This is a genomic window from Erwinia sp. JH02 (assembly GCF_013074405.1).
Lineage (GTDB): Bacteria > Pseudomonadota > Gammaproteobacteria > Enterobacterales > Enterobacteriaceae > Erwinia > Erwinia rhapontici.
The window spans coordinates 1-19,753 of the sequence record NZ_JABANZ010000005.1 but is presented as its reverse complement, the minus strand read 5'-3'; the positions used below and the strand labels follow the sequence as shown (position 1 = coordinate 19,753).

Sequence of the window (19,753 nt, the reverse complement as noted above, 5' to 3'; positions counted from 1 at the left end):
TTACGGTGGCAGCGCTGCCGTTTCACGTTTGCAGAATAGTTAATCTTCTTCCTCTGTTTTAACAGGATCACCGATGGCCGAACCTCGTTTTATTCATTTACGCGTCCACAGCGACTACTCCATGATCGATGGGCTAGCCAAAACTGGCCCGTTGGTGAAAAACGCGGCAAAAATGGGCATGCCAGCCATCGCGATCACGGATTTCACCAACCTGTGTGGGCTGGTAAAATTTTACGGCACTGCACACGGTCAAGGCATGAAGCCGATTATTGGCGCAGATTTCAACGTCAGTAGTGAAGCCATGGGTGATGAGCTGTCCCAAATCACCGTACTGGCCGCCGATAACGACGGTTATCAAAACCTCACCTTGTTGATTTCCCGAGCCTACCAACGTGGCTACGGTCCGGCGGGCCCGACGATTGATCGGGACTGGTTGGTTGAGCATCAGCAGGGGATTATTTTATTGTCAGGCGGACGACGTGGCGATGTCGGTAAAATGCTGTTGCGCGGCAACACGGCGCAGGTCGCAGAGTGTCTGGCGTTTTATCAGCATCATTTTCCCGATCGCTACTACCTTGAACTGATTCGTACCGGTCGCCCGGACGAAGAAACGTACCTGCATGCTGCCGTTGCGCTGGCGATGGAGAACGCGATCCCGGTGGTCGCCACCAACGAAGTCTGTTTCCTGACGGAATCAGAATTCGATGCACATGAAATCCGCGTCGCCATCCACGATGGTTTTACCCTCGACGATCCAAAACGTCCGCGCAACTACAGTCCGCAGCAGTATATGCGTAGCAGTGAGGAGATGTGCGAGCTGTTCTCGGACATCCCGGAAGCGCTGGAAAACAGCGTGGAAATTGCCCGTCGTTGTAACGTCACTATCCGTCTGGGTGAGTACTTCCTGCCGCAGTTCCCGACGGGTGACATGACAACGGAAGATTTCCTGGTGGTGAAATCGAAAGAAGGGCTGGAAGATCGCCTGGCGTTTCTGTTCCCTGATGAGCAGGTGCGCGCCGAACGCCGCCCCGCCTATGATGAGCGCCTGGATATTGAACTCAACGTTATCAACCAGATGGGATTCCCTGGTTACTTCCTGATCGTGATGGAGTTTATCCAGTGGTCGAAGGATAACGATGTGCCAGTGGGGCCGGGACGTGGATCGGGTGCCGGTTCACTGGTGGCCTATGCGCTGAAAATTACCGACCTCGACCCTCTCGAATTTGATCTGCTCTTTGAACGTTTCCTCAACCCGGAACGTGTGTCGATGCCCGACTTCGACGTCGATTTCTGTATGGAAAAACGCGATCTGGTGATTGAGCATGTGGCTGAGATGTACGGGCGCCAGGCGGTTTCACAGATCATCACCTTTGGTACCATGGCGGCAAAAGCGGTCATCCGCGATGTCGGCCGCGTGCTGGGGCATCCTTACGGTTTCGTGGATCGCATCTCCAAACTGGTGCCACCTGACCCCGGTATGACGCTGGAAAAAGCCTTTGCCGCAGAACCGCAGCTGCCAGAAATCTATGAGGCAGATGAAGAGGTTAAAGCGCTGATCGACATGGCGCGCATTCTGGAAGGGGTGACGCGCAACGCCGGTAAGCATGCCGGGGGCGTGGTGATTGCGCCGACCAAAATTACTGATTTTGCCCCGCTCTACTGTGACGAAAATGGCCACCATCCGGTTACCCAGTTCGATAAGAACGATGTGGAATATGCCGGGCTGGTGAAATTTGACTTCCTGGGGCTGCGCACGCTGACGATCATCGACTGGGCGCTGGCGATGATCAACGCCCGTCGTGCGAAAGAAGGTAAAGATCCGATCGATATTGCGGCGATCCCGCTTGAAGATCAGAAAAGTTTCGATATGCTGCAACGCTCGGAAACCACGGCGGTGTTCCAGCTCGAATCACGCGGCATGAAAGACCTGATCAAACGCCTGAAGCCTGACTGCTTCGAGGATATGATCGCTCTGGTTGCCTTGTTCCGTCCCGGCCCGCTTCAGTCCGGCATGGTGGATAACTTCATTGACCGTAAACACGGGCGTGAGGCGATATCTTATCCGGATATTCAGTGGCAGCATGAGTCGCTGAAGCCCGTGCTGGAGCCGACCTACGGCATTATCCTCTATCAGGAACAGGTGATGCAGATCGCCCAGGTGCTGGCAGGATACAGCTTAGGCGGCGCGGATATGCTGCGTCGTGCGATGGGTAAAAAGAACCCGGTTGAGATGGCCAAGCAGCGCGGCGGCTTTGAAGATGGTGCGAAATCACGCGGTATTGATGGCGAGCTGGCGATTAAAATCTTCGACCTGGTGGAAAAATTCGCCGGGTACGGATTTAACAAATCTCACTCCGCCGCTTATGCGCTGGTCTCTTATCAGACGCTGTGGCTGAAAGCACACTATCCGGCTGAGTTTATGGCCGCCGTGATGACTGCCGATATGGACAACACCGAAAAGGTAGTTGGCCTGGTGGATGAGTGCTGGCGCATGGGGCTGAAGGTCTTGCCACCGGATATTAACTCCGGGCAGTACCAGTTCCACGTTAACGATAACGGTGAGATTGTTTACGGCATTGGCGCGATCAAAGGGGTGGGCGAAGGCCCGATCGAAGCCATCATTGACGCACGTAACGAGGGCGGATATTTCCGCGAGCTGTTTGACCTCTGCGCACGCACTGATACCAAAAAGCTGAATAAGCGGGTGCTGGAAAAACTGATTATGTCCGGTGCGTTTGACCGTTTAGGCCCGCACCGCGCCGCCTTGATGAGCGCCTTACCGGATGCATTGAAAGCAGCCGACCAACATGCCAAAGCCGAAGCTATCGGCCAGGCAGATATGTTTGGTGTGCTGGCAGAAGCCCCGGAACAGGTAGAGAAGTCCTATTCGGACGTCACGCCATGGCCGGAACAGATTCAACTGGATGGCGAAAGAGAGACGTTAGGGCTTTACTTAACGGGTCACCCGATCAACCAGTATTTGAAAGAGATTGAGCGCTACGTCGGTGGACTGCGCCTGAAAGACATGCACCCGACCGAGCGTGGTAAGATGATCACCGCAGCCGGTCTGGTGGTGGCGGCCCGCGTCATGGTAACAAAACGCGGTAACCGTATTGGCATCTGCACCCTGGATGACCGTTCTGGTCGTCTGGAAGTGATGTTATTTACAGATGCGTTAGATAAGTTCCAGCATATGTTGGAGAAAGACCGTATCCTGATCGTCAGTGGGCAGGTCAGCTTCGATGACTTCAACGGCGGGCTTAAAATGATGGCCCGCGAGATGATGGACATTGATGAAGCACGTGAAAAATATGCACGTGGGCTTGCTATCTCGCTGACGGACAGGCAAATTGATGACCAGCTTTTGAACCGTCTCCGTCAATCCCTGGAACCCCATCGTTCGGGGACAATTCCGGTACATCTCTACTATCAGAGAGAGGATGCGCGGGCGAAGTTGCGCTTCGGTGCAACCTGGCGCGTGTCGCCGAGCGATCGTTTGCTGAACGATCTGCGATCGTTGATAGGATCGGAGCAGGTGGAACTGGAGTTTGACTAAAACAGGATTATTATGAGTCTTAATTACCTGGATTTCGAACAGCCAATCGCTGAGCTTGAAGCGAAAATTGATTCGCTCAAGTCGGTTGGCCGTCAGGATGAAAAACTGGATATTAATCTGGATGAAGAGATTCAGCGTCTGCGCGATAAAAGCGTTGAGCTGACCCGTAAAATCTTCTCAGATTTAGGTGCCTGGCAGATCGCGCAGCTTGCGCGTCATCCGCTGCGCCCGTATACGCTGGACTATGTTCGCAATGTGTTCACTGACTTTGACGAGCTGGCGGGCGATCGCGCCTATGCCGATGATAAAGCTATCGTTGGTGGTACTGCGCGTCTCGATGGCCGTCCGGTGATGATCATTGGTCATCAGAAAGGGCGTGAAACCAAAGAGAAAATTCGTCGTAACTTCGGCATGCCTGCGCCGGAAGGTTACCGTAAAGCGCTGCGCCTGATGGAGATGGCCGAGCGTTTTAATATGCCGATCATCACCTTTATCGACACCCCGGGTGCCTATCCTGGTGTGGGCGCAGAAGAGCGCGGTCAGTCTGAAGCCATCGCACGCAACCTGCGTGAGATGTCTGGCCTGACCGTGCCGGTTATCTGTACTGTTATCGGTGAGGGCGGTTCCGGTGGCGCACTGGCCATTGGTGTCGGTGACAAAGTGAACATGTTGCAGTACAGCACCTACTCGGTGATTTCGCCGGAAGGCTGTGCATCTATTCTGTGGAAAAGCGCCGACAAAGCGCCACTGGCCGCAGAAGCGATGGGCATCATTGCACCGCGTCTGAAAGAGCTGAAGCTGATTGATACTGTGATCCCGGAACCCCTGGGTGGCGCACACCGCAACCCACTGGCGATTGGTGTGTCACTGAAGGCCCAGCTGCTTGCCGATCTGGCCGATCTCGATACCTTCACGAAAGAAGAGTTGTTGGATCGCCGCTACCAACGTCTGATGAGCTACGGCTACGCCTGATCGTTCAGCATTCGTTACCCAAAGGGCCAGACATTGTCTGGCCCTTTTTGTTTTGCGTCCACTATGCTTACACACTGGAGCAAACCGACCAGGAGGCCACATTGAATATTATCGCGATCATGGGACCGCATAACGCATTCTATAAAGATGAACCCATCCGTGAACTCGACGCTACGTTAAAAAACCAGGGTTTTCAGACCATCTATCCGCACGATGCCAGCGACCTGCTGAAGCTGATTGAACACAACCCGCGCATCTGTGGCGTGGTGTTTGACTGGGACGAATACAGTCTCGAACTCTGCCGTGATATCAACCAGTTAAATGAGTATCTGCCGCTATACGCCTTTATCAACACCCACTCGACGATGGATGTCAGCATTAACGAAATGCGCATGACCCTCTGGTTCTTTGAATATGCCCTGAATGCGGCCGATGACATTGCTCAGCGCATACGGCACTACACCGATGAATACATCGATACCATCACGCCACCCCTGACCAAAGCGCTGTTTACCTATGTGAAGGAGGGTAAATACACCTTCTGTACGCCAGGGCATATGGCAGGAACGGCGTTCCAGAAAAGCCCGGTGGGCAGCCTGTTCTATGATTTCTTTGGTGCCAATACGCTGAAGGCGGATATCTCGATTTCCGTTACTGAACTGGGCTCGCTACTCGACCATACCGGCCCGCATCTTGAAGCTGAAGAGTATGTGGCGCGCACGTTTGGGGCCGAGCAGAGCTATATGGTCACCAATGGCACCTCGACCTCGAATAAGATCGTCGGTATGTACGCCGCCCCCGCAGGCAGCACCATGCTGGTGGATCGTAACTGCCATAAGTCGCTCACCCATTTGTTGATGATGAGCGATATCATCCCGATCTGGCTGAAACCGACGCGTAACGCGCTGGGTATTCTTGGCGGCATCCCGAAACGTGAATTCACCAAAGAGAGTATTGCCCTGAAAGTCGCGCAGACACCGCGTGCCAGCTGGCCGGTCCATGCGGTGATCACCAACTCGACGTATGACGGATTGCTGTATAACACGCAGTACATCAAAGAGACGCTGGATGTGCCGTCTATCCACTTTGATTCTGCCTGGGTGCCCTATACCAACTTTCACCCGATCTACCAGGGACTCAGCGGTATGAGCGGAGAGCGCACGCCGGGTAAGGTGATCTATGAAACCCAGTCGACGCACAAACTATTGGCGGCCTTTTCACAGGCCTCGCTGATTCATATTAAAGGTGACTATGACGAGCAAACCTTTAATGAAGCCTACATGATGCACACCACGACGTCCCCCAACTACGCGATTGTGGCTTCTATTGAGACGGCGGCAGCGATGCTGCGTGGTAATCCGGGTAAGCGTCTGATTAATCGATCGGTGGAGCGGGCACTGCATTTTCGCCGCGAAGTTCAGCGTCTGCGCGAAGAGTCTGAGGGCTGGTTCTTTGATATCTGGCAGCCGGAAGGCGTCGATGAACCAGAATGCTGGGCGATTCAGCCCGGGGACGAGGAGTGGCACGGTTTCCGCGATGCAGATGCTGACCATATGTATCTCGACCCGATCAAAGTCACGATCCTGACACCAGGGATGAGCGAACTGGGTGAGATGGCAGAAGAGGGGATACCGGCGGCGCTGGTGGCGAAGTTCCTCGATGAACGTGGTGTGGTGGTGGAAAAAACCGGGCCATACAATTTGTTGTTCCTGTTCAGCATCGGTATTGATAAGACCAAAGCGATGAGCGTCCTGCGCGGGCTGACCGAATTTAAGCGCTCGTACGATCTTAACCTCCGGGTGAAAAACATGCTGCCGGATCTGTATGCAGAAGATCCCGATTTTTACCGCACTATGCGTATTCAGGATCTGGCGCAGGGGATCCATACGCTGATCCGCCAACACGATCTGCCGCGTCTGATGTTACAGGCCTTTGCCACATTGCCCGAGATGAAGCTCACACCACATCATATGTTTCAGCAGCAGGTGAAGGGCAATATCGAAACAGTAGATATCAGTGAGCTGGTGGGGCGTGTCTCGGCCAATATGATCCTGCCTTATCCTCCCGGCGTACCCGTGGTGATGCCGGGCGAGATGATCACCGAGCAGAGCAGGGCAGTGCTCGATTTTCTCCTGATGTTGTGCGCTATCGGCAAACACTATCCGGGGTTTGAGACCGATATTCACGGCGCGAAGCTCACCGATGAGGGGCAATATCTGGTGCGCGTGCTAAAGGACGACGTAGAGATTTAACCCAAGATCCAGAATCGTGCCATTGTCGCTGTCAGGCCTGGCGGTTAAGGTCGTCAGGCATGTATTTATCAGGAGCATTCAGGAGCCACAATGTCAGGTTTACAGTTAAAAAAAGTCCATCACGTGGCAATCATTGCCGGGAATTATGCGGTGAGTAAGGCATTTTACTGCGATATCCTGGGGTTCGGCCTGATGGGCGAAGTGTATCGCGAGGAGCGCGATTCGTGGAAAGGGGATCTGACGCTAAACGGTGAGTACATTATTGAGCTGTTCTCCTTCCCGCACCCCCCTGCACGACCAACTCAGCCTGAAGCCTGCGGTCTGCGCCATCTGGCATTTAGCGTGGAGGATGTTGATGCGGCGAAACGACAACTGGAAGCACACGGCGTGTCCTGTGAGGTGATCCGTATTGACCCGCTGACCGGTAAGCGCTTTACCTTCTTTAATGATCCGGATGGATTGCCGTTAGAGTTGTATCAGGCTTAAAATACCCCTCTGCTAAACCCGGCTTTTTGTCGGGTTCTTCTTTCAGGAAAGCCATGTCATCCCTTGCCCATCTTGAAGCCACACTGGCGAATGAGCACAGCCTGCTGCTGGCCTACAGTGGTGGGCTCGACTCCAGCGTATTGCTGCATCAACTGGTGTTGCTCAGACAGCAGCGTCCGGCGTTGCAGCTGCGGGCGGTGCATATTCATCATGGCCTCAACCCGTTGGCGGAGAGTTGGGTCGCGCACTGTCAGCAGCAGTGTGCACGCTGGCAGGTGCCACTGGAGGTGGTCTATGTCAGTGTGGATGCACGTCAGGGGGGGGTTGAAGCAGCCGCACGTACCGCACGCTATCTGGCCTTCCGTCAGCGGCTGCGGGCGGGGGAAACGCTGTTAACCGCCCAGCATCAGGACGATCAGAGCGAAACCCTGTTACTGGCGCTGAAGCGGGGCAGTGGGCCGGCTGGATTGGCGGCGATGCCGGAACAACACTGGCTGGGCGAACACCGGCATCTGCGTCCCTTGCTGACACACAGTCGTCAGCAACTGGAGGAGTGGGCCGAACAGCACCAGCTGATGTGGATTGAGGATGACAGCAACAGCGATGCGCGCTATGACCGGAATTTTCTGCGCCTCGAGGTGATGCCAATGCTGAATGCCCGCTGGCCGCACTTCTCACGTGCGGTGGCCCGCAGCGCAGCGCTGTGTGGCGAGCAGGAACAACTTCTGGATGAGTTACTGGCGGAGTCACTGGATTCGCTGATGGATGCATCCGGCACGTTGTCGATTCTCCCGATGCTGGAGATGAGTGAAGCCCGGCGCTTTGCCCTGCTGCGGCGCTGGATTGCGCATCAGCAGGGCAGTATGCCCTCGCGCGATGCGCTGCGGCGTGTATGGCAGGAGGTGGCCTGTAGCCGTGAGGATGCAGAGCCGCGTTTTCGGCTCGGGCAGAACGAGGTACGCCGTTTTCGTGGCCGTCTTTACTGGTTGCCATTACTGACATCGTTAAGCGAGCACGCGCTGCCGTGGCCGGATAGAGCACAACCGCTACAGCTGCCTGACGGGCTAGGGCAGTTGGAACAGCATAATGATGGTCTGGCGCTGCGGCGCCCCCTTTCCGGTGAGGCGGTCAGCGTACGCTTCCAGGCACAGGGATCGTTGCATATCGTCGGACGCGCAGGCAGTCGCCCGCTGAAAAAACTGTGGCAGGAACTGGCGGTGCCGCCGTGGCAGCGGGGTCGAATACCGCTGATTTTTTATGGCGACCGTCTGATTGCCGCCGCTGATTTTTTTGTCACCCGTGACGGTGCCCCAACGGCTGCGGATACGGACTGGTTTGTGTACTGGCGTCGCTAAATATTGAGAGAGTCATGATAATTATCAGAGTGATGGTGTTGCTGCTGCTGAGTGGTAGCCTGCCCGCCCTGGCCGCAGGAGACAGCGGCGCCGGGCAGGAAAAATCAGCGCGTTGTATGGCCTGCCACGGAACAGAAGGAAAAGCATCGGCACCGATCTACCCCAACCTTGCCGGGCAGCATGCGCCTTATCTGGCTCAGGCATTGCAGGCGTATAAAAGTGGGGCACGCAGCGGCGGCCAGGCGGAAGTGATGAAAGCGTTTGTTGCCGGGCTGAGTGATGACGATATTGATGATTTAGCAGCGTATTATGCGGGGCTGAAGCCCTGAGAAGAGAGGCGGATCGACGATCCGCCTGACTGGGAGACTAATCGGATTCACTCACCACCACGGTACCGAGGTCGGGGTGGCTGAAGCTGGCAATATGGTCGAGGCGGAGATCGCGGTTTTCTCCGGCAATGTCAATGCTCAGGTATTCCACGTTCTTTCGCGACACCATATCTTTGGCCTTTGCCTTAAGCTGTTCACCGTCTTTTAACGCCAGTGTCAGCATCCAGTTGTTCTGGCAGGCGAGTTCCAGGTTGTCATAGTCATCACAGTTGATCGGTTTGTAGGCTTCATCTTTCGTCAACATAGTCGCTCACCAATAAGTTCGCGGCAGCAAACGCTGCCTTTTCCCTGATGGAAGACGGTAGCACAGGATCGCCCGCTACTTCATCAAGCGCTTTCAACACGCACGCTAATGCGTCAGGCACGTATCCCAGGTCGCCACTGCCTATTTCGGCATATTTCCGGCGAACTAATTCACAATACTTTTGCACATGCACCCCCTTCCGAGTTTTCTCTGGCGATTATCCGACTATAGCACAGGCATTTACGGGAAATCAGCCTGCGAGCGGGTGATTTGCTTCGTCATCAGGTTACAATAGCGGGTAACTGAGATAAGGATCCTTATGGCACTGAAAGCAACGATTTATAAAGCCACGGTTAACGTCGCAGACATGGACCGCAATGTATTTATCGATAATACCCTGACGCTGGCCCGCCACCCTTCGGAAACCGAAGAGCGTTTGATGCTGCGTCTGCTGGCCTGGCTGGTTCATGCGAATGAGCGTTTGACCTTTACGCGTGGACTGAGCGCAGAAGATGAGCCAGAAATCTGGCAGCTGAACGATCATGGTGGGATTGATGTTTGGGTGGATCTCGGTCTGCCAGATGAGCGCAGAATTAAAAAGGCCTGTAGTCGCTCTCAACATGTCTGGCTGTACACCTATAACTGGCGCGCGGCACAGCCCTGGTGGCAGCAGCATCAAAACAAACTGACCCAGCATGATAATCTGACGATACGTTACCTCAATGACGAGCAACTGAGTGCTCTGACGCAACTGGCATCACGCTCAATGACGTTACAGGCCACTATTCAGGACGGCACTATCTGGCTCTCTGATGAGACTCATCATCTGGAAATTCAGTTTGAGCAGTGGCTGGAGGCAGGAAAAAGGGTATGATTGTATTATCACGTAGCGTCACTATTCCTGATGCCGAAATCGAAATCACCGCGATCAGAGCGCAGGGAAACGGTGGTCAGAACGTGAATAAAAGTTCGACGGCAATCCATTTGCGCTTTGATATTCGGCGCTCCAGCCTGCCGGTGTTTTATCAGGAAAGGATGATGGCTGTCAGCCACCATCTGATCACTCCCGAAGGCATTGTGATTATTAAGGCGCAGGAATATCGCAGCCAGGAGATGAATCGTGAGGCGGCATTAAAGCGGCTGGAGAATTTGATTCTTGAGCTTACCGTGGTGGAGAAAACCCGCCGCGCAACGCGTCCGACGCTGGCATCAAAAAAGCGTCGGCTGGAAGGTAAAGCGCATAAGGCCTCAACCAAATCGCTGCGGGGTAAAGTTCGCGGCGACTGACTTGTTTATTTTTTGCAGGAGCGACTATGAAAGCTGTTGTTCTCACGCTGTTTGCCACACTGGCATTGGGCGCGTTATTTGGCTGTAATAACCGACAAAACGCACAACAACCCTCACCGCTGGAGCCGATGCAGCAGAGTTATAGCGGGTTGCTGCCCTGCGGACCTGCCTGTCAGGACAGTGAATCCTCGTTGTTCCTGGCGGCCGATGGCAGTTATGTGCTGGAGCAGCGTGCGGGCGGAGAGAGTACGCTACGTAGTGCGCAGTATGGTAAATGGGCGCGCACGGCTGATACGCTGACGCTGGTGGCCATGAACGGTGAGAAACAACGTTTTCGCCCCACGGAAAATGGCCTCGACGTGATTTCCTGGCGCTCGGTGGCAATGAACAGTCAGCATCCTTATCATCTCACGGCGAATAACCGTAAGGTGTTATAAAAGTCCCTTAAATCATCCCGTATTTATTAACGTGATGCATTTCCGGGATTAAGTGGAATTAACTCAAATTAATATGGCCATTGTAGAACAGAACGATTCTCTGCAATGGTCATGGCGCACTTCCCCAGGTAAATAATCCTAAAACGTGGCTAACCTCTTGTTGCTTCGGTTCATTTATCGTTTTATATCCTCGTTCTGACCTTTATTATCCAATATAGCTGAAGCACGCCAGAGAAGGATCTCACGCCATTTCCCATTATGTCGGGAGATCACTCTTTCGGTATTGCCTGATATAAGCAGCTTTGTCTTCTTACACACAGTTTGCGAGTTTATAATTTTGAATCAATTAACGGCATTGAAAAAAGGCTATGCAAAAGTCTTCCTGTGGCTTTTAGTCACGCTTTTCCTGATCCCCACTATTACGCTGGTTTTTGCTGAATACGGCACACGCCAGCTCGATCAGGAATACAGCGAAATTTTTATTGATGATGCCCGCGGGCAAGGTCAGGACGTCAATAAACTGACTGCTTTCCTGCAACAGAATCCCCCTTCCAGCGTTTGTGGTGTGGTACCGGACGATCTGCTCGACTATCAGGGGGCGGTTTGTGCAGAGAAGTCAGAGCTGTGGCAGTTCTGGATGATGGATAAAGTTGCCTTCTGGACGTTGGTGGGCGGTGTCGCCATGCTGCTGATGATTGTTCTGTTCAGCGTGCTGGCATTTAAAAATCGTCAGGGACAGTTGCAAAGCCTGACGCTGGCACGTCCCTTCCTGATGCTGGCCAGTGCGCTGGAAGTGCTGGTGCAGGGAGGTATGCTGGTCTGGCTCTCCTTCTGGGGAACGGCATTCTTTACCCAAACCTATTATCCGAAGCTGGTTATGGCGATGGGCCTGCTGGTGCTGGTCGCGATGTTCTATATGATCAGAGGCATCTTCAAAAAGCTGCCACGTGATGAGGATGTTGAAGGTGAAGTGGTCACGCGCGAAGCCGCACCTGAACTCTGGGCACGCATTGATGCACTGGCGTCGCAGGTGGGGACCACGCCGCCGGATCATATTATTGCGGGTATCGATACCAACTTTTATGTTACTGAAGCGCCTCTCAGCGTGAATGAGCAGGCACTGAATGGTCGCAAACTGTACGTCAGTATTCCCTTGCTGCGCCAGCTAACTACGGCACAGGCAGATGGCGTGATGGTGCATGAATTAACGCACCTGCATGAGGGGGATACCGCCTCGGGTGCCCTGCTGGGGCCGAAGCTGCATCGCTTCGATCAGTACATTCATCTGATGAGCAGCGATGTGTCTACGCTGGTGGTGTTCTATCCGCTCTGCCTGTATCGCATGCTGTTTGAACTGGCGTGGCAGCGTAACAGCCGTGAGCGCGAATTTGTGGCTGACCGCAGTGCCGCAAACGTAATTACCCCGGCGGCGATCGTCGAGTCGCTGATTAAAATCTCGGCCTATGCCAGCTATCGTAGTGAAGTTGAGCAAATGCTGTTTGAAAATAAAACCCTGCATGGGAATGAGCTGGGGATCAGTAAAGCGATTGCCATTGGCCTGCCTCAGCACGTTAATTCACCTGACTTTATTAGCGTGATGCGTGAACAGAACGTACCGCATCCGTTCGATTCGCATCCGCCGCTGGCCGATCGCATGCGCAATGTCGGTTATACGATCGACGAAACGTGTTATGCCGCAATCGCGGCGGAACTGCCGACGGAGAGCTGGGTCGACCTGATGCCAGTGGCGTCAGACATTGAACAACACCTTTGGCAGAAATATGAGCAGGATTTCTCATCTGCTCATGAACAGAGCCTTGCATGGCGTTATGAGCCGGAAGGTGAAGAAGAGACGGCGTTGGTACTGAAGCATTTCCCACCGGCGGCCTGGACGCTGAAAGACGGCAACCCGATTGAGATTACGTATCAGGGGATTGTGAAGCCAGGGACCGCTGAACTGTTACCGTGGGATAATATTAAAAATATCAATGTGATTCGCCGTTTCGGCACTGACGTGCTTTATCTACAACATGTTCAGCCTAATGCAGCGGGTAAAAAACGCACTGAGATCCGTTTGCCTGGGGTGAAGAAGGATATTGAGGTATTTAAATACACACTGAGTCACTACTGGCAGCGCCATCAGACAATGCGGGCGTTACAGGAACAAGACCAGGCTCTGGCAGCGCAAAGCTAAAAGCTAAAACGAAAAAGCCACCGCATGCGGTGGCTTTTTTATGTCTGATCGCTTTGGTCAGTAGTCGTGGATCTTAAACCGCCAGCTCACTCACCAGGAAATCAACGATTTCATTGGTTTTGATCATACGTTTCTCACCGGCACGACGCGCTTTATACTCAACTTCTTCGCTATCGAGGTTACGGTCGCCAATCACGATGGTATGCGGTACGCCAATCAGTTCCATATCGGCAAACATCACACCCGGGCGCTCTTTGCGGTCGTCGAGGATCACATCAATCCCTTTAGCACGCAGAGTGGCATATAGCTCTTCCGCCAGCTCTTTCACGCGGAATGACTTCTGCATGTTCATTGGCAGGATGGCCACCTGGAAAGGTGCCAGCGCAGGAGACCAGATAATGCCGCGCTCATCGTGGTTCTGCTCAATGGCCGCCGCAACGATGCGCGTAATACCAATCCCGTAGCAGCCCATGGTCATAATCTGGTTACGGCCGTCTTCACCCTGTACCGATGCTTTCATCGCTTCAGAGTACTTGGTGCCCAGCTGGAAGATATGGCCAACTTCAATACCGCGTTTGATCAACAGCGTACCTTTCCCATCCGGGCTGGCATCACCTTCGACCACATTGCGGATATCCGCAACGCGTGGCAGCGGCAAATCGCGCTCCCAGTTGATGCCTTTCAGGTGCTGTCCGTCAATATTGGCACCTGCGCTGAAATCGCTCATCGCTGCCACAGTACGGTCTGCAATGATCGGCATGTTCAGGCCTACCGGACCGAGGGAGCCAGGGCCCGCGTTAACCAGCGCACGGATTTCTTCTTCTGTTGCGAAGGTCAGCGGGGCAGCAACGATATCAATATGTTCCGCTTTCACTTCATTCAGCTCATGATCGCCACGAACCAGCAGGGCAACCAGCGTATGGCCGCTCTCTTTGGTTGCCTGCACCATCAGTGTCTTGACGGTTTTCTCGATCGGCAACCCAAACTGTTCTACCAGTTCGGCGATGGTTTTTGCATTTGGCGTGTCGAACTGCACCATCGGTTGCGTGGCGGTTGCACGGCCACCGGCAGGGGCGACTGCTTCTGCTTTTTCAATATTGGCGGCGTAGTCAGATTCGGTAGAGAACACCACATCGTCTTCACCGCTCTGCGCCAGCACCTGGAACTCATGGGAGGCGCTGCCGCCGATAGAGCCGGTATCTGCATCAACGGCGCGGAAGTCCAGCCCCATACGGCTGAAACTCTGGCTGTAGGCACGATACATCGCATCGTAGGTTTCCTGCAGCGACTCCTGCGAAGTATGAAACGAGTAGGCATCTTTCATGATGAATTCACGTGAGCGCATTACACCAAAGCGTGGACGCACTTCATCACGGAATTTAGTCTGGATCTGGAACAGGTTCAGCGGTAATTGCTTATAGGAGCTGAGTTCGTTACGGATCAGATCGGTAATCACTTCTTCATGCGTTGGGCCGAGAACAAACGGGCGCTCGCCACGGTCAACGAAGCGCAGTAACTCCGGGCCATATTGCTCCCAACGACCACTCTCCTGCCACAGATCCGCAGGCTGAACGACGGGCATAGAAATCTCAATTGCACCGGCGTTGTTCATCTCTTCGCGCACGATGTTTTCAACTTTTTTCAGCACGCGTAAACCGGTCGGCAACCAGGTGTACAGACCGGAGGCCAGTTTACGGATCATCCCGGCGCGTAGCATCAGCTGGTGGCTGATCACTTCAGCGTCGGCAGGTGTCTCCTTCAGAGTGGAGAGCAGGTATTGAGTAGTACGCATGAATTACGATTCCATATGAACGCATAAAGCCAAAAAACGTGGACGCTAGTGTACCAGCGTGTCAGGTGAGTCAAAAGATGCCGGGAGAAATTAACGCGGGTCGATGGCGATAACTTCCGTACCGGACTGGGTCACGCGCCAGCGTACATTGAATTCCAGCAGCCAGGCGGCATATTCCCGGTCCGGTTCTTCGCCTTTGCGATATGCTGGCCGGGGATCCTGAGCCAGCACCTGAGCGATAAAGCGTTCAAGGTGCGGATAGTGCCGCTGATGCTGTTGTAACTGCTGTTGTGCCGGGAGGCTGAAGCAGACCGGCATATCGGCATCGGGGGCTTGCTGGGCAAACCCGGCGCGCGCTTCGGGGAGCGCCTCGGCAAACGGCAGATAAGGTTTGATATCCACGATGGGCGTGCCGTCAACCAGGTCGAGGCTGCCTAATTCGAGGATCACCTGCTGCTGTTCACAACGAACGCCCTTTAACTCAACCAGCGACATGCCGATAGGATTTGGACGGAAGGTTGAGCGGGTGGCAAACACACCCATGCGCGCATTACCCCCTAACCGCGGTGGCCGTACGGTAGGCCGCCAGCCGCCTTCCATCGTCTGATGAAAAACAAACAACAGCCAGAGATGACTGAATGCTTCAAGCCCACGTACGGCTTCCGGCTGGTTATAAGGCGCTTGCAGATGCAGCTCGCCGCCACCATCCTGTATCAAACCAGGCTGACGGGGAACGGCAAATTTCTCCTTCCACGGTGAATGGATCACGCCAATCTGATCGAAGGAGAAACGACTCATTGATTGCTGACTTTGAGGGCTGAACCCTGGCATACGGCCTGACGCACGCAGCCCTGAGCGCCACTCACGATCTCACATTTATGTACCAGCACCGCATTGGCTTTCATACCGGATGCCCGGATCTGCAGACGTTTACGTGCGGTGGCGAGATTCGGTGGTGAATCCTGTGCGCTGCTCTGGCAATCTTCGCCATAGACTTCGCCCAGGTCAGCAAAAGGTTTGCTAACGAGATCAGCAGGGTCGGTATACAGTTTTACCGGGGCAGGGCGGGCTGCGGGTTTCGACTGAGATGCGCCAGTTTGCGTAGACTGTGGAAAAGGTTTCACAGGCTCATAGGGCCGTGGTACCAACGAGCACCCTGTCAGCGTTAGCGCTAACAAACAGAGCGGTAAAACACGCATGGGAAAATCCTCACGATCGGTAAAAGTGGCGTTATTGAAGCAAGCCGGGAGGGAAATAACAAGCGGAGAGCGTACAGTCTGGCACGTATGGACGATGAGAATGTGATAGCGGGCGGCAGAAGCCACCCGCATTGGTTAAATTACCAGCCTTTCACTGCGCCGCCGTTGAACACTTTGTTCGCTGCGTCGTTAACTTCATCTGACTGATAAGCCTGTACGAATTTCTTCACGTTTTCCGCGTCTTTATTATCTTCGCGGGCAACGAGCAGGTTTACGTACGGCGAGTTTTTATCTTCAACGAAGATGCCGTCTTTTGCTGGCGTCAGGTTAATCTGGCTGGCGTAAGTGGTGTTGATCACTGCCAGGGCAATTTGCTGATCGTCCAGGGAACGTGGCAACTGCGGTGCTTCCAGTTCAACCAGTTTCAGGTTTTTCGGGTTCTCAACCACATCCAGTGAGGTTGGCAGCAGGCCAACACCCTCTTTCAGTTTGATCAGGCCCACTTTCTGCAGCAGAAGCAGTGAACGACCCAGGTTGGTTGGGTCGTTAGGGATAGCCACCTGTGCACCGTTTTGCAGTTCATCCAGCGTTTTAATCTTTTTCGAGTAACCCGCAATCGGATAAACGAAGGTGCTGCCTACAGAAACCAGCTTGTAACCGCGATCTTTGATCTGCTGGTCCAGGTAAGGTTTATGCTGGAAGGCGTTAAGGTCGATATCGCCTTTGCTCAATGCTTCGTTAGGCAGTACGTAATCGTTGAAGGTCACCAGCTCAACATCCAGGCCGTATTTATCTTTTGCCACTTTCGCGGCGACTTCAGCTACCTGCTGCTCGCTACCCACGATCACACCCACTTTAATGTGGTTTGGATCTTTCTCTTTCTGATCGCAGCCAGCCAGTGCCAGAGTACCGATAAGTGCGCCAACAGCGGCAAGCGTTTTAACGTTAAAAGACATATCCCTTCCTTAAATAGAGAGAAATTACTGTTGTGTTTACTTGTGGCTAACCGCACGAACAATGCGATCGCCACAGAACTGAATCAAATACACCAAAACAACCAGCAGAACCAATACCGTATTCATCACTGTCGCGTTGTAACCGATATAGCCGTACTGATAGCCAATCTGACCCAGACCGCCTGCGCCGACTGCGCCACCCATTGCTGAGTAGCCGACCAGAGTAATCAGAGTAATAGTAGCGGCATTCACCAGACCTGGCAGTGCTTCAGGCAGCAGAACCTTACGGATAATCTGCAATGGTGTGGCACCCATGGCGCGTGATGCTTCAATCAGGCCGGTAGGTAATTCAAGCAGGGCATTCTCAACCATACGGGCAATAAAGGGTGCTGCGCCTACGGTGAGCGGAACAATCGCGGCCTGCAGACCAATTGAGGTACCGACGATAATCCGGGTGAAGGGGATCATCCACACCAACAAAATAATGAAAGGAATCGAGCGGAAGATATTCACCGCGGCTGACAGCACGCGATAAAGCTTCGCGTTCGCCACGATCTGCCCAGGACGGGTAACATAAAGAAGCACACCAACGGGCAGCCCAAGCACAAAACCGAAAAAGCCGGAGACAAAGGTCATCATCAGGGTTTCCCAGATGCCGCGGCCCATTAACCACATCATCGCCTCAGACATAACCTAATACCTCTATCTTCACATGGTGCTCTTGCAGGAACGCGATGGCCGCTTGAGTATCGGCTGACTCACCGTGGATTTCGGCCAGCATAATGCCGAACTTCACGCCACCGGCGTAATCCATCTGCGCGCTGATAATATTGTTGTTCACATTGAAACGGCGTGCTGACTCAGACAGCAGCGGGGCATCCACTGACTGACCGGTGAATTCCAGGCGTAATAAAGGAACGGTTGTTGCGCTGGGTTCTGGGGAGAGACGTTTCAGGTAGTCTTCCGGGATATCCAGATGCAGCGTTGATTGAATAAACTGTTGGGCCAGCGGCGTCTTTGGATGAGAGAACACTTCACTCACCGTATCCTGCTCAATCAACTCACCGTTGCTGATGACCGCAACGCAATCGCAGATACGTTTCACCACGTCCATCTCATGAGTGATCAGCAGGATGGTGATCCCAAGACGACGGTTGATGTCTTTCAGCAATTCAAGAATGGAACGGGTGGTCGCCGGGTCCAGCGCGCTGGTGGCTTCGTCACACAGCAACACTTTGGGGTTGCTGGCCAGCGCACGGGCAATGGCCACGCGCTGCTTCTGCCCGCCGGAGAGATTGGCAGGCCAGGCATCGTGTTTATCCGCCAGGCCAACCAGGTCAAGTAATTCACTGACACGGGCTTTAATCTCAGCCTTTGATAGGTTGCCCAGCTCCAGCGGCAGTGCAACGTTACCGGCGACGGTACGTGAGTTCAGCAGGTTGAAGTGCTGGAAGATCATGCCAATCTGGCGACGCGCCAGTGTTAACTGGCTTTCTGATAGTGTGGTGAGATCCTGGTTATCAACCAGCACGCTGCCGGAAGTTGGACGCTCCAGCAAATTGACGCAGCGGATTAAGGTGCTTTTACCTGCACCGGAAGCGCCGATCACGCCATAAATTTGTCCGGCGGGCACATGCAGGCTGACATCAGACAGCGCTGTAATCGTGCGTGAACCCTGCTGGAACACTTTGGTGATATTTGAAAGTTTAATCATTGATTTATTTATTATCGTGATGGGAGTTATCCGTGGCATTCATTATAACGGCATCCCGCATTGAAGGGACTGGATGGATGGTAGGGCATCCAGACGTCTAAATCAATCGAAGTCATTCAATCTGCCATTCTCTCTTTTATGGTAGTGATGCGATACACTACGGCAAATTTTGTAGCAGGAGTTACTACGTGGCTGAGAAAGTCCCCGCAATTTTCCTCGATCGGGATGGCACCATTAATGTCGATCACGGTTATGTGTTTGAAAGCGACAACTTTGAGTTTATTGATGGTGTGATTGATGCCATGCGTGAACTGAAAGAAATGGGCTTTGCGCTGGTGCTGGTGACAAACCAGTCCGGTATCGCGCGCGGCTTGTTTACCGAAGATCAGTTTATGCATCTGACCGAATGGATGGACTGGTCGCTGGCCGACCGCGATGTCGATCTGGATGGCATCTATTTCTGTCCGCATCATCCGGAAGCAATAGTAGAAGAGTTACGTCAGTCATGTGATTGCCGTAAGCCGCAGCCGGGAATGTTCCTGACCGCGCAGCAGGAGCTGAACATCGATATGGCCGCTTCTTATATGGTTGGCGATAAGATTGAGGACATGCAGGCCGCTTTAGCTGCCGGAGTCGGTAAAAAAGTACTGGTTCGTAGCGGGAAGCCTGTCACTGCTGAAGGCGAGAGTGCAGCGGATTGGGTGCTTAATAGCCTGAAAGAGCTGCCTGGACGTATCAAACAGGGCTAAAAAGCAGCGTTTCGCTGGAACTTTCAGCAGGCAGTGAAAAAGTTGAGATTACTGCTTGCGTTCCCGGAGCGCCTGTCTATAATGCGCAACCACTGAGACGGCACAACGGCTTACGGCCAGCGGCTCAGGAGGTTCAGGAAGCATCTGAACCGCCGGAAAAAATTTCTCAAA

General features: G+C 53.6%; 19 protein-coding genes. 11 read left to right on the top strand and 8 right to left on the bottom strand.

Annotated elements, in window-relative coordinates:
• Positions 1-73: 73 nt before the first annotated feature.
• The 6 genes from dnaE to HHI26_RS12650 all read left to right on the top strand — a co-directional run bounded on the left by dnaE (position 74) and on the right by HHI26_RS12650 (position 8,950).
• Positions 74-3,556, top strand: coding sequence for a DNA polymerase III subunit alpha (dnaE, locus tag HHI26_RS12675; protein WP_171149213.1), 3,483 nt, complete (start codon positions 74-76; stop codon positions 3,554-3,556).
• Positions 3,557-3,568: 12 nt separating this feature from the next.
• Positions 3,569-4,528 (top strand): acetyl-CoA carboxylase carboxyl transferase subunit alpha, encoded by a 960-nt coding sequence (gene accA, locus HHI26_RS12670; protein WP_133842182.1) that lies wholly within the window; start codon positions 3,569-3,571, stop codon positions 4,526-4,528.
• Positions 4,529-4,629: 101 nt separating this feature from the next.
• Positions 4,630-6,780, top strand: a complete 2,151-nt coding sequence (locus HHI26_RS12665; RefSeq protein ID WP_167863198.1) for a lysine decarboxylase LdcC — start codon at positions 4,630-4,632, stop codon at positions 6,778-6,780.
• A 90-nt stretch (positions 6,781-6,870) separates the two neighbouring features.
• Entirely contained in the window at positions 6,871-7,266 is a 396-nt protein-coding gene (locus HHI26_RS12660; RefSeq protein ID WP_133842180.1) for a VOC family protein, read from the top strand.
• Between the two features lie 53 nt (positions 7,267-7,319).
• Positions 7,320-8,621: a tRNA lysidine(34) synthetase TilS gene (gene tilS, locus HHI26_RS12655; protein WP_159336929.1), complete on the top strand. Its 1,302-nt coding sequence runs from the start codon at positions 7,320-7,322 to the stop codon at positions 8,619-8,621.
• A gap of 14 nt (positions 8,622-8,635) precedes the next feature.
• A complete protein-coding gene (locus HHI26_RS12650) occupies positions 8,636-8,950 on the top strand; it encodes a cytochrome c (protein WP_159336930.1) in 315 nt (104 codons plus the stop codon).
• Between the two features lie 37 nt (positions 8,951-8,987).
• Here the strand turns inward: HHI26_RS12650 and rof are convergent, their stop codons facing one another.
• Both rof and HHI26_RS12640 read right to left on the bottom strand, forming a co-directional pair.
• Positions 8,988-9,254 carry a Rho-binding antiterminator gene (gene rof, locus HHI26_RS12645; RefSeq protein WP_133842177.1) on the bottom strand — a complete coding sequence of 89 codons (267 nt, stop codon included), beginning with the start codon at positions 9,252-9,254 and terminating at the stop codon, positions 8,988-8,990.
• Positions 9,238-9,441 carry a YaeP family protein gene (locus HHI26_RS12640; RefSeq protein WP_133842176.1) on the bottom strand — a complete coding sequence of 68 codons (204 nt, stop codon included), beginning with the start codon at positions 9,439-9,441 and terminating at the stop codon, positions 9,238-9,240. Before HHI26_RS12640 ends, rof begins: the two co-directional genes overlap by 17 nt.
• A gap of 132 nt (positions 9,442-9,573) precedes the next feature.
• Between HHI26_RS12640 and HHI26_RS12635 the strand changes: the two genes are divergently transcribed.
• The 4 genes from HHI26_RS12635 to HHI26_RS12620 all read left to right on the top strand — a co-directional run bounded on the left by HHI26_RS12635 (position 9,574) and on the right by HHI26_RS12620 (position 13,172).
• Positions 9,574-10,128 (top strand): YaeQ family protein, encoded by a 555-nt coding sequence (locus HHI26_RS12635; RefSeq protein WP_133842175.1) that lies wholly within the window; start codon positions 9,574-9,576, stop codon positions 10,126-10,128.
• Complete coding sequence (gene arfB, locus HHI26_RS12630) at positions 10,125-10,541, top strand: alternative ribosome rescue aminoacyl-tRNA hydrolase ArfB (protein WP_133842174.1); 417 nt, start codon at positions 10,125-10,127, stop codon at positions 10,539-10,541. The genes HHI26_RS12635 and arfB overlap by 4 nt, the downstream gene beginning before the upstream one ends.
• A 26-nt stretch (positions 10,542-10,567) precedes the next feature.
• Positions 10,568-10,978, top strand: a complete 411-nt coding sequence (locus tag HHI26_RS12625; protein WP_133842173.1) for a copper resistance protein NlpE N-terminal domain-containing protein — start codon at positions 10,568-10,570, stop codon at positions 10,976-10,978.
• 337 nt (positions 10,979-11,315) lie between these two features.
• Positions 11,316-13,172, top strand: coding sequence for a M48 family metallopeptidase (locus HHI26_RS12620; RefSeq protein ID WP_167863197.1), 1,857 nt, complete (start codon positions 11,316-11,318; stop codon positions 13,170-13,172).
• A 73-nt stretch (positions 13,173-13,245) separates the two neighbouring features.
• Here the strand turns inward: HHI26_RS12620 and proS are convergent, their stop codons facing one another.
• From proS to metN, 6 genes are all read right to left on the bottom strand, one after another.
• Positions 13,246-14,964, bottom strand: coding sequence for a proline--tRNA ligase (gene proS / locus HHI26_RS12615; protein ID WP_133842171.1), 1,719 nt, complete (start codon positions 14,962-14,964; stop codon positions 13,246-13,248).
• Positions 14,965-15,054: 90 nt separating this feature from the next.
• On the bottom strand, positions 15,055-15,762 hold the full coding sequence (gene tsaA, locus HHI26_RS12610; RefSeq protein ID WP_133842170.1) for a tRNA (N6-threonylcarbamoyladenosine(37)-N6)-methyltransferase TrmO: 708 nt from the start codon (positions 15,760-15,762) through the stop codon (positions 15,055-15,057).
• A complete protein-coding gene (gene rcsF / locus HHI26_RS12605; RefSeq protein ID WP_133842169.1) occupies positions 15,759-16,163 on the bottom strand; it encodes an Rcs stress response system protein RcsF in 405 nt (134 codons plus the stop codon). Before rcsF ends, tsaA begins: the two co-directional genes overlap by 4 nt.
• Positions 16,164-16,303: 140 nt before the next feature.
• Positions 16,304-17,119, bottom strand: a complete 816-nt coding sequence (locus tag HHI26_RS12600; protein WP_133842168.1) for a MetQ/NlpA family lipoprotein — start codon at positions 17,117-17,119, stop codon at positions 16,304-16,306.
• A gap of 36 nt (positions 17,120-17,155) precedes the next feature.
• Positions 17,156-17,809, bottom strand: coding sequence for a methionine ABC transporter permease MetI (locus HHI26_RS12595; protein WP_133842167.1), 654 nt, complete (start codon positions 17,807-17,809; stop codon positions 17,156-17,158).
• Entirely contained in the window at positions 17,802-18,833 is a 1,032-nt protein-coding gene (metN, locus tag HHI26_RS12590) for a methionine ABC transporter ATP-binding protein MetN (protein ID WP_133842166.1), read from the bottom strand. The genes HHI26_RS12595 and metN overlap by 8 nt, the downstream gene beginning before the upstream one ends.
• A 188-nt stretch (positions 18,834-19,021) precedes the next feature.
• On the opposite strand from metN, the gene gmhB reads away from it, so the two are divergent.
• Entirely contained in the window at positions 19,022-19,582 is a 561-nt protein-coding gene (gmhB, locus tag HHI26_RS12585) for a D-glycero-beta-D-manno-heptose 1,7-bisphosphate 7-phosphatase (protein WP_133842165.1), read from the top strand.
• Positions 19,583-19,753 lie beyond the last annotated feature (171 nt).

What these genes read in the sequence shown, in the direction of transcription:
- tsaA (WP_133842170.1), bottom strand. Translation starts at nt 15,762, where the DNA reads ATGAGTCGTTTCTCCTTCGATCAGATTGGCGTGATCCATTCACCGTGG.
- HHI26_RS12595 (WP_133842167.1), bottom strand. Translation starts at nt 17,809, where the DNA reads ATGTCTGAGGCGATGATGTGGTTAATGGGCCGCGGCATCTGGGAAACC.
- HHI26_RS12635 (WP_133842175.1), top strand. Translation starts at nt 9,574, where the DNA reads ATGGCACTGAAAGCAACGATTTATAAAGCCACGGTTAACGTCGCAGAC.
- accA (WP_133842182.1), top strand. Translation starts at nt 3,569, where the DNA reads ATGAGTCTTAATTACCTGGATTTCGAACAGCCAATCGCTGAGCTTGAA.
- HHI26_RS12660 (WP_133842180.1), top strand. Translation starts at nt 6,871, where the DNA reads ATGTCAGGTTTACAGTTAAAAAAAGTCCATCACGTGGCAATCATTGCC.
- proS (WP_133842171.1), bottom strand. Translation starts at nt 14,964, where the DNA reads ATGCGTACTACTCAATACCTGCTCTCCACTCTGAAGGAGACACCTGCC.
- metN (WP_133842166.1), bottom strand. Translation starts at nt 18,833, where the DNA reads ATGATTAAACTTTCAAATATCACCAAAGTGTTCCAGCAGGGTTCACGC.
- dnaE (WP_171149213.1), top strand. Translation starts at nt 74, where the DNA reads ATGGCCGAACCTCGTTTTATTCATTTACGCGTCCACAGCGACTACTCC.
- HHI26_RS12625 (WP_133842173.1), top strand. Translation starts at nt 10,568, where the DNA reads ATGAAAGCTGTTGTTCTCACGCTGTTTGCCACACTGGCATTGGGCGCG.
- rof (WP_133842177.1), bottom strand. Translation starts at nt 9,254, where the DNA reads ATGTTGACGAAAGATGAAGCCTACAAACCGATCAACTGTGATGACTAT.
- HHI26_RS12650 (WP_159336930.1), top strand. Translation starts at nt 8,636, where the DNA reads ATGATAATTATCAGAGTGATGGTGTTGCTGCTGCTGAGTGGTAGCCTG.
- HHI26_RS12600 (WP_133842168.1), bottom strand. Translation starts at nt 17,119, where the DNA reads ATGTCTTTTAACGTTAAAACGCTTGCCGCTGTTGGCGCACTTATCGGT.
- tilS (WP_159336929.1), top strand. Translation starts at nt 7,320, where the DNA reads ATGTCATCCCTTGCCCATCTTGAAGCCACACTGGCGAATGAGCACAGC.
- rcsF (WP_133842169.1), bottom strand. Translation starts at nt 16,163, where the DNA reads ATGCGTGTTTTACCGCTCTGTTTGTTAGCGCTAACGCTGACAGGGTGC.
- arfB (WP_133842174.1), top strand. Translation starts at nt 10,125, where the DNA reads ATGATTGTATTATCACGTAGCGTCACTATTCCTGATGCCGAAATCGAA.